The 15,528-nt window shown below is 37.1% G+C and carries 10 protein-coding genes; 2 read left to right on the plus strand and 8 right to left on the minus strand.

Annotated features, from left to right (window positions below; all coding sequences use genetic code 11):
- Positions 1-82: 82 nt before the first annotated feature.
- Both B3297_RS09085 and B3297_RS09090 read right to left on the minus strand, forming a co-directional pair.
- Positions 83-817, minus strand: coding sequence for a LytR/AlgR family response regulator transcription factor (locus B3297_RS09085; protein ID WP_046673530.1), 735 nt, complete (start codon positions 815-817; stop codon positions 83-85).
- A gap of 12 nt (positions 818-829) precedes the next feature.
- Positions 830-2,707, minus strand: coding sequence for a sensor histidine kinase (locus B3297_RS09090; RefSeq protein WP_070563861.1), 1,878 nt, complete (start codon positions 2,705-2,707; stop codon positions 830-832).
- 504 nt (positions 2,708-3,211) lie between these two features.
- On the opposite strand from B3297_RS09090, the gene lgt reads away from it, so the two are divergent.
- A complete protein-coding gene (lgt, locus tag B3297_RS09095; RefSeq protein WP_286778810.1) occupies positions 3,212-4,030 on the plus strand; it encodes a prolipoprotein diacylglyceryl transferase in 819 nt (272 codons plus the stop codon).
- A 63-nt stretch (positions 4,031-4,093) separates the two neighbouring features.
- Here lgt and B3297_RS09100 read toward each other — a convergent pair whose 3' ends face one another.
- Complete coding sequence (locus B3297_RS09100) at positions 4,094-4,762, minus strand: response regulator (protein ID WP_070563855.1); 669 nt, start codon at positions 4,760-4,762, stop codon at positions 4,094-4,096.
- Positions 4,763-5,205: 443 nt separating this feature from the next.
- Here B3297_RS09100 and B3297_RS09105 point away from each other — a divergent pair, with 443 nt between their 5' ends.
- Entirely contained in the window at positions 5,206-7,128 is a 1,923-nt protein-coding gene (locus B3297_RS09105; protein ID WP_286778811.1) for a sensor histidine kinase, read from the plus strand.
- Positions 7,129-7,247: 119 nt separating this feature from the next.
- Here B3297_RS09105 and B3297_RS09110 read toward each other — a convergent pair whose 3' ends face one another.
- From B3297_RS09110 to B3297_RS09130, 5 genes are all read right to left on the minus strand, one after another.
- Positions 7,248-8,318 (minus strand): phytase, encoded by a 1,071-nt coding sequence (locus B3297_RS09110; RefSeq protein WP_083295850.1) that lies wholly within the window; start codon positions 8,316-8,318, stop codon positions 7,248-7,250.
- 13 nt (positions 8,319-8,331) lie between these two features.
- Positions 8,332-9,594, minus strand: coding sequence for a right-handed parallel beta-helix repeat-containing protein (locus tag B3297_RS09115; RefSeq protein WP_070564482.1), 1,263 nt, complete (start codon positions 9,592-9,594; stop codon positions 8,332-8,334).
- Between the two features lie 149 nt (positions 9,595-9,743).
- A complete protein-coding gene (locus B3297_RS09120; RefSeq protein WP_070563849.1) occupies positions 9,744-12,530 on the minus strand; it encodes a TonB-dependent receptor in 2,787 nt (928 codons plus the stop codon).
- Between the two features lie 206 nt (positions 12,531-12,736).
- Positions 12,737-14,305, minus strand: coding sequence for a tetratricopeptide repeat protein (locus B3297_RS09125; RefSeq protein ID WP_070564480.1), 1,569 nt, complete (start codon positions 14,303-14,305; stop codon positions 12,737-12,739).
- 255 nt (positions 14,306-14,560) lie between these two features.
- Positions 14,561-15,526 carry an arginase gene (locus B3297_RS09130; protein WP_070563847.1) on the minus strand — a complete coding sequence of 322 codons (966 nt, stop codon included), beginning with the start codon at positions 15,524-15,526 and terminating at the stop codon, positions 14,561-14,563.
- Between the last annotated feature and the right edge of the window lie 2 nt (positions 15,527-15,528).

Raw genomic sequence — 15,528 nt, forward strand, 5'->3', positions numbered from 1 at the left:
AATATTTTAGTATTAAAGACGAAAGCTATATTTTTTAGCAAATAAACACAGTGCTAAAACGGAATCTTTACTATTTCAATTCTTATATATCATTCAAGAATTGTTGGATGACATCTTTTTTTCTGGTCGCAACAGGAATCATTTTACCATCAGACATTTCTATTTGGCCATCCTTGAAATATTTTTTAATATAATTGGCATTGATTAAATAAGATTGATGACAACGAATAAATTCAGATTCAGGAAGCATCGTTTCAAAATGTTTAAGGACTTTTGAAACCATCATCGGTTTATTGTCTTTGATATAAAATGTAGTATACCCTTTATCTCCATGACAATAAAGAATATCATCAATATTCACGATCTGGGTATATTCAAATGTACGAAGCGCTATCTTACGAGGTCTACTTGGAGATTTCAGATAGCTTTCGGCCATGCTTAATTGCATGCTATTGAACTTAAATTCCGTATTTTTTTTATAACATTTTTCAATAGCTTCCATAAATTGTTCTGGGACTAATGGCTTTAATAAATACGCAATGGCACCTATATTTAGGGCTTCTATGGCATACTGGTTAAATGCTGTTATAAAGATGGTATTAATATCCAATTTCAGTTCTGAAAGGAAGGATAAACTGGATCCGTCTTTCAATTGAATATCGGCTAAAATAAGATCTGGATTAGATTCAAGCAATTCACGTTCTGCCTGGGCAATAGAGGGACTATAACCTACTATCTGAACATAGGGTATCGCATCTAACAGAGACTTAATATACAGATAGATGTTATGCTCGTCTTCAAGAATATAAACTTTCATAATTTCAAGTATTTAATTAAAATATAAAACAAGTGGGATATAAATTTCTACACGATATCCACTTTTATCCTCTTTATAATTGGGTTTTATTTCAATCCTTGCTTTTTGCTTTGGATCAGTAAATAAAAGTTCAAGACGCTCTTTGGTAATCACCTGTGAAAGAGATGTCTTGTGCGCATTCTCTTTTTTATCTGTGCGCATTCCCCAACCATTATCACTGATAACAATATGCAATTGATCTGCTTGCTGATTAAAAAGAATTTGTAACTGTCCGCGATAATTTAAATTTTTGAAAGCATGTTCAATAGCGTTTTCAACAAACGGCTGAATCAACATGGGGGGAATCATGACATCGTCCACATCCAAATTACCGCTCTCAATTTCAAAATCAAATACATCTTGATAGCGCATCTGCTGTAAAAGTATATAATTCTTTAATGATTTAATTTCTTGATCCAAAGAAATATACTCCTCCCTATTTAATTCGAGTATATCACGAATTTGACGGGACAACAGGATGAGGTATTGATTTGCTTTTGCTTTTTGTTCACTACTGATCAAACCTTGCAAATTAGCTATAGCATTATAAATAAAATGCGGATTAAGCTGGTTTTGTCGTGTCTTTTGCTCTAAAATTAATTGTCTGTTTTCGGCAACTATACGCTGATTAATATTTTTCAACAACTTTTGTTTATTCCGATAATAAATGAAGAATGCAATACTAAAGATCAGCGCAAATAAAATAACAAAAATCCAACGCTGTTGGACCATAATCTGATGGTTGAAGGCATTTGTTGTTTTTAAAAGCTGAATAGCCTGGTCCTTTTTTTCAGTTTCATATCGTGTATTGATCTCATTGATACGATCATTTTCAATACTTTTTGTGCTATTTTTATAATCCTGATAGGCTGAATCTAAGGTAAAATAAGCCCGTTCATAATCTCCTTTTAATGCGTGTGCTACTTGTAGATTCTGGTAATAGAATAATTTATTTTGCTTGCCTTTATGTGTTTTGATAAACTGCAATCCAGCATTGAAATAATAGATCGCCGAGTCCACTTGATGATTATTCAAAAAATTTTTTGCCAAATTCGCATACGCATAGGCATTGAGCGCCTTGCTTGAAGATAAATAATTAAAATACTTTTGGGATGCCTCTACTGCTTTTCGACTATTACCTATGCTAAAAAAATACTGCGCCTGTAAATTATACATGCGCATAATAATAGCAGAATCAGCCGTTTTATTTGCATAATATCTGCAGCTATCCAGTGTTAATTTTAATTTCTCAAAATCATGCAATTCAATATACTGTATAAATTTAATCTCCTGATAGGCCTGTGCAACATGTGGGTCGGATCTGTTGGGATGATAATAATACCACGACTCGTTATCTTTGAGTGCCTGGTTATAATCAGCGCGGCGATAATTTGCATTGGCCAATAGATTAAAAAAAAGAAAACTAAACCTACTTTTATTTGCTAATGCATATTCTTTCGCATCGATAATTTGTTCCATGATGCCAATAGTAGTCACATCATTAAAACTAAAATTAGCTCTTATTTTAAAGTAATCCTTCAGAACATGCAAATCGGGAGACATTGTTCTCCCATCAAGGTTTTTCAGCGCAATTTCTATTGAATCAATTTTATCATCCAACAAGTAGTTATACGCCAAAAAAATCCAATTATAGCCAGAAATATTAAAATATCTATCCTTAGCAAACTCCGTTGTCTTCTTTGCTATAATAGATTGATCCCTAAAATCCTGTAGAGCGAGAAATTTTAATAATGTGTCCTGATAGGTTAAATCAAGTGCCTTATCTTCAGTATGCGCATTATTTCTAGACGTCTGACGGTCACTTTGATAACAAGAAAGTAACTGTGCCATTAGCACGAGAGATAAAAAACAAAAAGTAAATCTTGTCAAATTTCGTATCATCAGAATATAACTATCTGTTTAAATTTACATGAAGGTCTTATATTTTTCCATTACCTCCTTCATTAACTATAATAAGCTTTCACAAGATATCAACAGCTATAAAAAAATAGGCAAGGCACTACTATCCATATCATGTTATCTATTGTCGAATATCGGAATATTATCAAAAAAACCAATATATACTTTCAAAAGTATTTAACCCCACTGATACTTATGTTAATATTCTTCCTCAGTAAAAACACCGAGTGCAATTATTGATCGCAGATAGAGTTAATTTTCTTTTACTTCCTACAAACATACAAATTGGTCAACAATGAAAACTTACTATTTAATAATCGCAATATATGACTCAATATTTGCATCGATAAAGAGAATTTCGTTTTTTTATCAAAACGTGTAACGAAATAGCCATACCACATACTTATATCATAAAGCATCACGCTAAAACGTAATATGGTAAATAACCTAATCTTTACTTACATAAACTGGACTATAGATAGTGATATCTTTGTTATTCCACTTATTGAACACCCTATTCGCTGGTACGGACTATTTTGGTTATTGGGTATTGTATTATGTTATAAGATATTAGGATCATTATTTAAGAAAGAAGGTCGGCCACCCGAGTTTTTAGATCAACTAACCATTTATATTGTTTTTGGTACTGTCATTGGCGCTAGACTAGGGCATGTATTATTTTACGATCCCGGTTATTACCTCAATAATCCCTTAAAAATATTAGCCATATGGGAAGGTGGGCTGGCAAGCCACGGTGGTGGTATAGGCATACTAATCGCAATCTATTTATTTGCAAAAAAACAGCAACTTCCTTTTCTCTGGCTTGCAGATCGGATTGCTTTGGTCGTCCCTTTAGCTGGTGTTTGCATTCGATTGGGCAACTTAATGAACTCTGAAATGATTGGCACAGCAAGTAGCTTACCTTGGGCCTTTGTGTTTACCCATATCGATACTATCCCCCGGCATCCAGCACAGCTTTATGAAGCCTTATTTTGTCTCTTATTATTCGTATTGTTATATCGTTTATGGAAAGAAAACAAGCTTCGACGTAACAATGGAAACTATTTCGCCTTGCTGTTGGTTTTGCTGTTTTCGTTCAGGTTTTTAGATGAGTTTTTGAAAATCAATCAAGAGCATTTTGAAGACTCCTTATTGATCAATATGGGACAGCTGCTTAGTATACGCTTCATTCTTATTGGAGCTGGTCTATTTATTTTCAATCGTTGTCGAGAAAGAATACCGAATATAACGTAATAGCATGCGCGGACTTCCAATAATAGCCCGCTACGTCATGCTCACCAAATACAGAAATGGTTATCATGACTTTTTTAATAAGCCATGTTGAAAAGCATATTTTACTAATTCCGCGGTATTTTTTACCCTTGTTTTATCTATCAAGCTCTGCCGATATCCTTCAACAGTACGCTTACTCAAAAAGATTTTATCTGCAATTTCTAAATTTGTAAAACCGTCAGCGATTAACTCTAATACTTCTAGCTCGCGATCGTTTATTTCCAGATCGAGGATGATATTCGAGCCCGCATCCCTATAAACTTGACCGGAAGAAACTTGTTCAAGCAGGGCTATACTAATTTCTTCGCTCATATAGCGTCCGCCTTCAGCGACATGCTTTAATCCAAAAAGTAATTCATTATAACCTATATTTTTCAACAGGTAGCCTGAAAGACCATGTTCAAAACCTTCAACAACATAATGAATTTGATTTAGCATAGACAATATCACAACTTTGACCAATGGATATTTTTGACTGATGATTTTTAAAAGCTCCATCCCGTCCATATGCTCCATGTTTATATCAGTTAAAACAATATCAGGAGCTAAACCATTCGCCAATATAGACAGCGCTTCTGCACCATCAGATGCCTCGCCTATCACCGTAAATTCACCCTGGGATTCTAAAAGTAGTTTAATACCATTCCGTACGACCATGTGATCTTCAACCAATAGTATCTTAACCGTATTCATCTTCTATGGCATTTAAATAAAAACTTTCAATTCTATTTTCTTCCAAACTTATACTGCAACGATAATTTATCATATTCGCTATTTGAAATAAAAAAGAAACAGACTGCATAAACAAAATAAAGATACAACTTTCTATCCAGTCTACTGTCGACATGATGAGTTCACATTAAACAGCCCACAGGATCAACTGGCAAATAAAATAGTGGATTTCATCCCTTACGACAACTCCGGTCATTTATGGATAGAGCGAAAACTCATGAGAAAGGAACAATATTTGTATGCTATTAAATCAAGCTATAGCGATATCGCTTTAATCAATACTTAATTTTTGCTATGTTATGATATGTTCAGATAAAGATATTTTAGCCGTTCTCACCTCTTCATTGGATGCCTGCTCAATTTAGGATAGTGCAGAACTCCATATTTCTTATGCAAGCACTAACATGTTAAAACTTTGGGGTTGTGATCAGCGTATTATTGGGCAGTGTCTTGAAAATTGTCTTCAACGAGAAGATTTAACACCCTATATCCCCCTCCTGAAAAATGTCTGGATAAACGGAAAAACTGCGGTCATTGAAAAGATAAGGATTAAACTCAAAACGGAAAATCAGGCTTCACTAGGTTATACGCACACTTTTGAATATCATCCGCTCATCGATGAAAAAGGTGAAATTTATGGCATATTTAATCAAATTAGACTGATACCTGAAAATGAAGACAAGTACCCACAAACGCAGGAAAAAAATACCATTGAACGAAAATTGCTACAAGATTTATTAACTCAAAAATATCTTATAGCAGGAAAACACTATAAGAGCCCAACGAATAATTACACCTTGTCATCTAAACATACTGAAGATCTCAATGAAAAACTTAAGGGGGCACTCAAGAAAATCATTGAGAGTGAAGAACATTATCATTTTGCTTTACAGTCGGCCGAGATGGGAACATGGACCTTAAATTGTAAAAATTACTTAGTAAATTGGGATGAACGGACTCGGGAACTCTTTGGGTTTGCGAAAGGTGAGTATGTTCCATACAATGAAGTCCTTAAATATATTCATCCAGAAGATAGGAATAGAATCGATCAGGAAGTAAAAAAATCACTGACTTATCAAAACAAAGGTGTTTATGACGTACAGTTTAGAACCATTGGAGCACAAGATCTTCAGTTACGGTGGTTGCACTGTAAAGGAAGAGTATACTTTGACCAAGACCAACAACCCGAATGGTTTGCAGGTACCGCTATAGATATTACCACCCAGCATCAAGAACACGAAAAGCTTGAAGCAATTCATCAACTTATCGCCAAAAGAGATCAACAGTTTAGAATGATCGTAGAAGCCGCCGGTATCGGTATATTTTCTATTGACATGGAAACCAAAACAATGGAACTCAATGATCGCTGCCGTGAATTATTTGGCTTCGATCAGCAAGACAACATCAAAGAAGCTGACTTTTTCGACCAAATACTGCCTCAGTACAGAACTATCATCCATGATGTTTTTCTGGAAGTAACACATAAACAATCTCCTTTCGATTGTCAATGTGAAATAAAAGATAAAAAAACAGGTAAGATAAAATGGTTAAGGTCAATAGGTGGAAGTCAATTGGAATCGGATACAACAAGACATATGATCTACGGCGCTATAATAGACAGCACCAATGACAAGGAAGAAGAAAGGAAAAAACTAGACTTTATTAGTATCGCAAGTCACGAACTTAAAACACCGTTGACCTCACTAATTGCCTATATCCAATTACTTCAGGCCAAAGAAGGTACACTGAGCACCGAAAAGCGCATGCAATATCTCCACCAATCGAATGAGCAAGCAACGCGTATGCGCGGTTTAATTGACGGCTTTTTAAATGTTACTCAATTAAATGAGGGTAAGCTAGTGCTTCGCAAAAAGACATTTAACATTTGCTCTTTAATCGATTATATTCAAAATATCTATTCTTTAAAATCGGTAAAGCACTTCATCCATTATACTGGAGCAATAGATTCGAATTTGGAGATTATTGCCGATCGTGATAAAATCGAACAAGTGCTAATCAACTTCATGGACAATGCCATTAAATATTCACCCACTAATTCAACAATTACCCTGCATGTGGCAATACAATCAGGTTATTTTGAAGTCGATATCAAAGACCAAGGAAAAGGCATCAATCACAAGGATCAGAAACAAATATTCAACAAATTCTATCGTGTAAATGACGATGCAGATTGTTACGCGTCGGGATTTGGCATTGGGCTGTTTATTTGCAAAGAAATTATTCAAAAACATCAAGGAGAAATTGGTGTCAACAGCCAGATTGGTCAAGGATCAACCTTTTGGTTTAAAATTCCGCTCAGTGCATAAAGCATAACGCGAGGTATTTTAAACAAATATTACCAATAGCAAACAAATATTACCAATAGCAAAAAAAAGCAACAGCTGAAATCAAATAACAACTGTTGCTCTAGCACTTATTCTATAACCTATTTCTTTTTCAAATCCGCTTCGGCAATATCTTCCCATCGATAGTAATGGAATGTTTTATCGTCGCTCATAGTAACAAACAAGCCATGTTTAAAGGTTTCATTTAAATTAAAGGAGGTCGTTTCTGAACCATCACTTTGTGTTGCCATAACCGGTACAGTCTTCAGATATTTGTGTTCGAAAGGATTGCTTTGGGTTCCTTCGCGACTAAAGACCTGAAAACGATTTGCACCCTGGTCCGACACCAAGATATATCCGGTACTATCGGTCAATTTATAAATCGAAATACCTTCATGATCTTCTTTAAAACCTGTTGTAGCAAATAATGCCAACTGTTGGTTTCCCTTTGCTGGATCGGCATAGTATTGTTTTACGCCAACTTGTTCGTCCGAATAGTAAATATATCCAAGCTCATTGTCCACCGCTATCGCCTCGATCTCTTTCTTTCCACTAAATGAACCAAATTTGCGAACTAATGTAGCTTTTACCGTACCAGAACCATTATCCTCCAATAAATATTGACCCAAATAGCCTTCTTTTGGTCCATTTTTCCGTCCAACAATAGCATAGATCTCTCCTTTTGGGGAAGTATATAGGGCAATCCCCATCAGATCCCTAAATTCCGGTTCAGTTTCGCTAACAAACATATCCAGTCCCCCTTGATCGATCGGTTTCATATCGGGTAATGAAAAGACACGCAATTTATGGGTCATACGCTCTGTTGTGACGGCGATATCGACAGGTTTCCCTCCCAATACCAAACCGTAGGCTACATCAACATTGTTTGGTCGTTTTAAATTGGAAACCACTTTTTCTTTGACCGTTTTACCCTGTAAATCGTACACGAATAAAGCTCCATCGGCATCTTTATCCGTTGCTATAATCAAACTCTTGCTCGGATCGCTCTTATTGATCCAAATTGCGGGATCATCCGAATCATAACGTACAGCATCAGTCACAATAACGGGCTTAACTGATTCTATATTATTTGTTTGCGCATTTTCGCATGCCATTTGAAGCAGGGTTGATGCTCCCAAAGTTAGTGTTAGTATTGTTTTTAAATTTGTCATTATATGAAGTAAATTAGAATTTGGAACCGAATGCCCCAACATATGCTGCTGGCTGGGGAGAACTATAGATTAGACCGTTTGACATCACCAGGCCACTCGTAAAATGAGGTTTAAAAGCAAGGGTACCAGCCTTTAATGCAGGTGAATTCCCTTGGAGATGAAAATCCCAGGTGGAGTCAAACAGATAGTTGTCGACTGAGGTTTCCAAAGGATAGGCTATAAATTTAGGATTATTATCTCCTGCCACTTTACCTCTTATATCATTACTACCGCCTACAATATCATTTTTGCCCACCTGAAACTGATCTACATTCAATTGGCTGTAACCATAGTACCAGTTATTACTTGACACAGAACGGTTATCTTCTGGCTTTTTCGGATCGCGCTTGACTCCAAACCGCGTATTAGCAAAAAGATTATTGTAAATCTCGGCTCTGACAGATGCTTCTAACCAAATCGAACCTCCTTTGGCTGTCGGTCTGCGCCATCCCGTGTTGAGCATGGTATTATTGTAAACAATAATATAAGCCTGGGGTGTACGGTCTCCTGAATTTGACAGTTTTAATGCATTGGTATTTACACTATACACTAGGTTATAAGCAACATCTGCAAGACATCCGGATTTGAAATTCATCGCTTCGCCACCTGTCACCCCATTGGAAAAGAAACGGTTGTTAGCAAAAATGATTTTTCCTCCTTCAATATACGTGCAGTCTTCGTGAAAATGACTTACCGTACTATTTTGAACCACTAGTTTTCCATTTGGATTAGAAAACCATAGCGCTGGTAAAGCTTCACCAGACACTTTTTTATACAAGCCCATCTTTACAGAAGTCGACGCGTCTGATGTAATTGCACCCCCATACTCTATGATGGTATTGTCCAAAACAAGTTCCTGACAGCTTGGAGCGGCTAAAATTCCTCCCCATAATTTGCCAAATTCATTCGTCTTCGTCTTATACCCATCTTCAACCGTAAACTTGACAGGATTTTCAGCTGTACCTAACGCATATAAATTACCCAAAACAACAATTTCAGGCTTATTGACAGAATCCATCAATACAGTTACGCCTTCCTCAATCGTTAGTGTCTTACCTTCGGGAATAATAATATCCCCCTTAATATGCTGCACACTCCCCTTACTCCACACACCGGAGACCTCGCCGATAGCACTTCCATCGGCATCAGAAGTATCAACATCAATATTTGCTTTTTCACAGGCGCTTAACACCACGATAAAAAATGCTAGAAACGATAAAATACATTTATTTTTCATCTGTATATATTTAATTTTAATGATGAAGCGAATCATACTTGTTCAAAACTTGATCGTTCCAAAAAAGGGAAAGCTTCACCGAAACAAACTGTTGTTATTTCACACCGTACATGTTCAGATTAAAACATGTTGTGTTTTACGCGGGTCTATTATTTACTAAACGAATAACGTAAACCAAGGATATAATTCTGTCCATACAAATCCTTTCTAATCAATGTATTTCCGTCTTCAATAAGCTTTTCAGCGATCTTCTCATTTTCGGGATTTGTTCCTTTCACATACAATTCCATGGGTGTATTCAAGATGTTGTTGGCTTTGGCAAAAACGGCCCAACCTGCTTTAAATTTTTTCTCAATAGAAGCATCTAACTGAACAAATCCCTTTTGCCATAAATCATCGTTCAAAAATTGCGATACTGTATTGATCCGTGAGCCGGTATAAGATCCAGCCAACTGTCCTTCCCAGCCATTATTAGCATCTTTGTAAAGCAATGATAGATTGGCCACATGTGCAGCTTGCCCATATAATGGTCTAGTTTGATCCACGATTATCGCTTCTGGGTCCTGTGTGGTTTCATTGATTCGACGCGACATCTTAGCGGTCGTTATACGTGAATGTGTATAGGTATAATTGGCCTTAACACCAAATTTCTGGATATACTTGATGTAATCAACCTCGACACCAAAGTTGTTGGCATTACCAAAATTACCTGGAGTGTAGTATACATCTTGCTTACGAACCTCATCCGGTTGAAAGGTATATTCAATTGGGTTTTTGATTTTCTTATAAAACATACCGACAAGAAATTGGGAAGAAGCTTCAGGGAATAATTCATACCTTAAATCGAAATTATCTGCTAAGGCATGTTTTAAATCTGGATTTCCTTTTTCTAAAAACTCTTCATTAACCACACTTGAGGGTACAATTTCATAAAATCCAGGTCGGTTTAACGCGCGATAATAAGCCGCATGAAGCTGTTGTTTTTCGTCCAAATGATATTTCATGGTCAAACTTGGCAGCCATTCTGTATAAATCTGTGATCCCTCCGGTCTTTTTTCTCCTGCAGGAAACAATAATTTATAATTCTGATTGCTGTGTTCCATCCGGATTCCACCGATCATCTGCCATTTGTCATTCTCATAATTGAACATGCCGTACAATGCTGTGGTCTTCTCACCAGCGTCGTAAGTTAGTGGATTTGCGACAGCTCCAGTAGGATTGGTGACAGTCAGATTGAGATCGGTATAGCGCTGAAAATCCATACCGTATTTATACTTTGCCTCTTCTGCAGAAGCTGGTGATAAGTTGTAGTTATTGTAAAAACTACTACGCTGTTTATCACGATACAGACCTCCGGTCGATAGCTCCAGCTTACTGTTTTCCATTGGAACTTTATAAGCTACATCCCAATAACCTGCATGATCATTATCCGTATTACGCTCCAAACGATAGGTTACAGGAGATTTATTGACGAGAGAAGTTCTTTTACGTTCAAAATTTTCTTCTACGCCATCCAAACTGATCATCGTATTTTGTGGCAATTGATTGCGCGCTGAAGAAAGCACACCTGACCAACGGACATTCAGCCGATTATCTAAAAAATGATGATCCCCCTGTAGGGTACCATTGTAGATCTGTTGCTGTGTTTTTCGACTTCTTGTCACATAGGTCAGTTCGGCTTTACCAATACTGGGATCATACTGGCCATTATATATCGTATTCACAGCATCACGCAATTGCATGTTATTTAAATTCACATACATTTGATAGAAGCTAATCCGATGATTCAGATTAAATCGATAGTCGATCTTGTTATGCAAACCTAAGCGTTGTTGCTGTTCATCATATTGACGATCACTCTGCTCAGTAATTACCGCATTGGGATTTACGCCAACGACAGCCGATTTGTAGAAAATAGAACGACTGCCACGATGTAAATTTTGATAACTCGCACCCAAAATAACGCCCAATTTATCATCCAAATACCGATTGCCTATTGTCAAATTGCCGACAAGGTCTGGAAGGGGCTTTTTATAAGTATAATCTAATGCACCTTTATTAAAATCAGCAGCGGTTGCATTGTAATTCTTCCCATGCTGTTCATATGGCGATTTTGCCGAGGTTCCGCTTGTTGAAAAGCTTCCAAAATCCCGATTAAAATAACGTTGGCTATAACCCGTTGCCAAATTTGCTTGAAGCAATAGCTTTGTCGGCGCCGATTTCATAACCATATTGACAACCCCACCCACTGCATCGGCTTCCATATTTGGTGTTAGCGACTTGTAGACTTCTAAGCGTTCCAACATATCTGAAGGAAATAAATCCAAAGGCACATAACGGTATTTATTATCTGGACTCGGAACTTTTACGCCATTCACCAAAGTCGTGTTGTAACGTTTATCCATCCCTCTCAGAATTGCGTATTGCCCCTCGCCATTCGAATTTCTTTCTATGGATACACCCGAAACACGCTGTATAACATTTGCGACGGTGATATCGGGAGAAATCTCTATTGCGCGCGCCGAAACAACATTCATAATTTGTGACGCATTCTTTTCCAAACGCCGCGCGCTAGGATCGTCATCCCCACCGTTTCGACGTCCTTTTATAGTTACTTCCATTAATGTTTGTTCGGTCGATGTCAGCTGAAAAATAAAATGAGGGGTATTTTCTTTTTGAATCTCGATTTCTTTAATTAGTTCGGCGTAAGCCATATGCTTGATATGGACCTTATCCACACCTGCAGATAATCCTTTGAATTCAAACGAACCATCCAATTGTGTTTTGGTCGATAGCCCACTTTGTTCCAAGAAAACTGTTGCACCAGCAACAGCTTCACCAGTCTGACCATCCAATACCTTACCTTTGATTTTGGTCGCATAAGCAGCGCTGACCGAAATACTGGAGGCAAGTAATACTGTTAAAAAGTTTTTCATTTTGCTTAGATTATTATGAATCTTTGATTGTTGTCGCAAAGATGGCAGCCAACTTTAATCACACAAAATATCGAGCGTTACAATGAGGAAACAAGGTAGAAAGTGGGCTATACAGCGAGGAAACAAGCACTACTAAACAACTAATAAACAGCAGTTTAAATGCAATTCAAGCGCCATTAACATTCTTTTACTCCTGTGTTAAAAAATTATGAAATCCCAACAAGATAGCCCGCGAGGTCCTCTCCTTGTTCCAGTCTTAGTTTTTTTCGCAATCGATGTCTGGCAACACGAAGGCTATCTTGTGATATGCCCAATAAGACGGCAATATTGATATTATTCAAATTTATTTTAAGCAATGCGATTAACCGCATATCCGCTGCCGTCAAATCTGGAAATCGTTGAATAAGTTTTTCAAAAAAGCTGTGATGCACCTTTTCGAAAGTTCCCATAAACTCTTTCCAATGAATACCCTGTGTGATATTTTCATTGATCTGCAACACCAACTTCTGCATCTGTCGTTTTTGATCCCGGCGTTCGTCCTTAACCATACCTTTCAGTTCATCACGAAGTTCTTCCAAAAATTGATTGTTACGGATTAAATTTAAGGTATGGGATGTCAATTCCTTTTGCTTGAGCGACAGTTCTTGTTTGAGCTGCTTATCTTCAAGCAACTGGTTTTTAAGTGCAATTTCGGTCAACTCGCGTTCGGCCTCCTGTTTTCGGGAATCGGAGATCTGGTTTTTAATCTTAATTTTCTGGCGACTATGCAATACATAGGATAGCACAATTAACAAAATTAAAACCACGATTGTTCCCCAGAGCATGATTAAGTTGATTCTTTTGGTTACTTGTAATTTCTCGATCTCTTCGGCTTGTTGATTCATATCGTAGAGTGCCTGAAAAAAAGCAGTATGGCGAGCACCATCCACACTATAAAGCTCAAGCACCAACTTACGGCTCTTTTCTGCATAAAAATAGGCGCTATCCATCTGCTCGCGCAAGGCGTAGGTCCTACTCAAATCTTTTGTCGTAGCAGCCATTTGATACACATCACCCAAATTTTCCGCCATCTGATAAGCCAATTGCGTGAGTTTGATACTTTCTGGATATTTATTGGTCTTCCTAAAAATATCGCCCATATTATTTATGACCACAATTTTTCCATAATTGTCTTTTGTTTCCGTATAGAGGGTACGTGCTTTTTCAAAATGAAAAAAAGCGCTGTCATATCTTGCAAGATCTTCATAAATACTGCCTAAATTTTCATGGATCTTAGCTTCTCCATTTTTATTCCCAATACTGCTATAAATGGACAAAGCAAGATTCTGGTAGACAAAGGCGGAGTCGTAGTTCGCTTCCTTTTCAAATAAATGACCTATATTCCCTAATGTACCTGCCTCTCCATTTTTATCCCCTTCTGTTCGGAAAGAATGTAGCGCCTTGTTAAAATAAACTTTCGCTAGATCATGTTGTTTGTTGAAAATATTGAGCTCCCCGATATCACTCCAATTCGAAGCAAGATGCTGTTTTGAATTTAATTGCGTATAGATTCGATCAGCTTGAAAATAGTAGTCCTGCGCCTGTCCATAATGCCCCTGATTAACACATAACCATCCAATCGCCTGTAAACAATTGGCTTGTAATAATAAGTCTTTATCCGTAACAGCTTTTGCATAACGTTTTTTTACGAGCATAATTGCAGAATCCGGATGGTTTTGACTTAACGCCCTGATATCTTTAAAGGATTTAACCTGCGCAGTACCTGGCTGCCACAAAAAAAGCTGTATTAAAAAAAGTAGAAACAAAATAATTTTATCAGAAATCCTCATATTTCATGTAAATAATCGAATTGCAAATGTACATGAAACATGTTAACACAATATTAAATCACATAGAGTAATACGAGTTTTAACATAAGGAAGGCTGACTTATTTTTATCCACCAAGCTCAACGATATACTATTAAAAAAGCCCTTTTATTGACGATACACATCAATAAAAGGGCTTGAAAATAGACAATCCCAAAACCGGTTAATTACTCGATTTCAATTCAATGAGCGGAGTGATCCGTTCTAATATATCAAATGCCACCTCTGCCATTTTGTTACCCTTATTGTCCAATAGTGGATTAACTTCAACAATTTCAAAACAAATCACCTTACCCGATCGGATGATCTCTTCTAAAATCAACACAATCTCCCTTGGCAAAAACCCCTTCGGTACTGGTGTTCCGGTGCCATCCGAGATCAATTCACTATCCATGCTATCCACATCAAAAGAGATATAAATCATATCACATGCTTCTAGGATTTTCAATGCTTCAGCCACACAATCGGTTATTCCGCGCTGTCTCGTATCTTCCACACGATAGTTTTTAATGCCAAGTCGTTCAATGACCTGATCTTCCGGTTCTTCCGTATCCCTTACACCAAAATAAATCAAATGATTGGATAGTATTTTACCTACTGGGCCAGCTATTCGTTTTAGTTTATTCCAAAATTCTTGTGTCGATTCGTCTATTTTATTGATTTTACACGGGATATTATCCTCACTCAACATCGCCGCTAAAGGCATTCCATGCATATTACCAGAAGGTGTTGTGTGCGGAGAATGAATATCGGCATGCGCGTCTACCCAGATCACACCGAGTTGTTTATCAGGATAAGCGGACTTTAAACCACTGATCGTCCCCATTGCGGAGGAATGATCCCCTGAAAACACCAATGGAAAATTGCCGGAAGATAAGCTATCTTCAACGGTGGAAGCTACTTGTTTGCATTGTTCATAAACCTGCTGAATATGTTTCGCAAAAGGATGATTATCATTCTGATAAATGGAGCTATTTCGAGTCGGCACATCAACAAATGGATAGTTAATGAAATATTGACTTCCTTTATTAATTGCAGCTATCTCGATGGCGTCGATGCCCAGATCTGAACCCCTAGTCCCTGCTCCTATATCCGATCTGTTTTTGATCAATTCAATCATTTTCTCCATAC

Origin of the sequence: Sphingobacterium sp. UBA3519 (genome assembly GCF_002377215.1) — a bacterium.
Classification (GTDB): Bacteria; Bacteroidota; Bacteroidia; order Sphingobacteriales; family Sphingobacteriaceae; genus Sphingobacterium; species Sphingobacterium multivorum.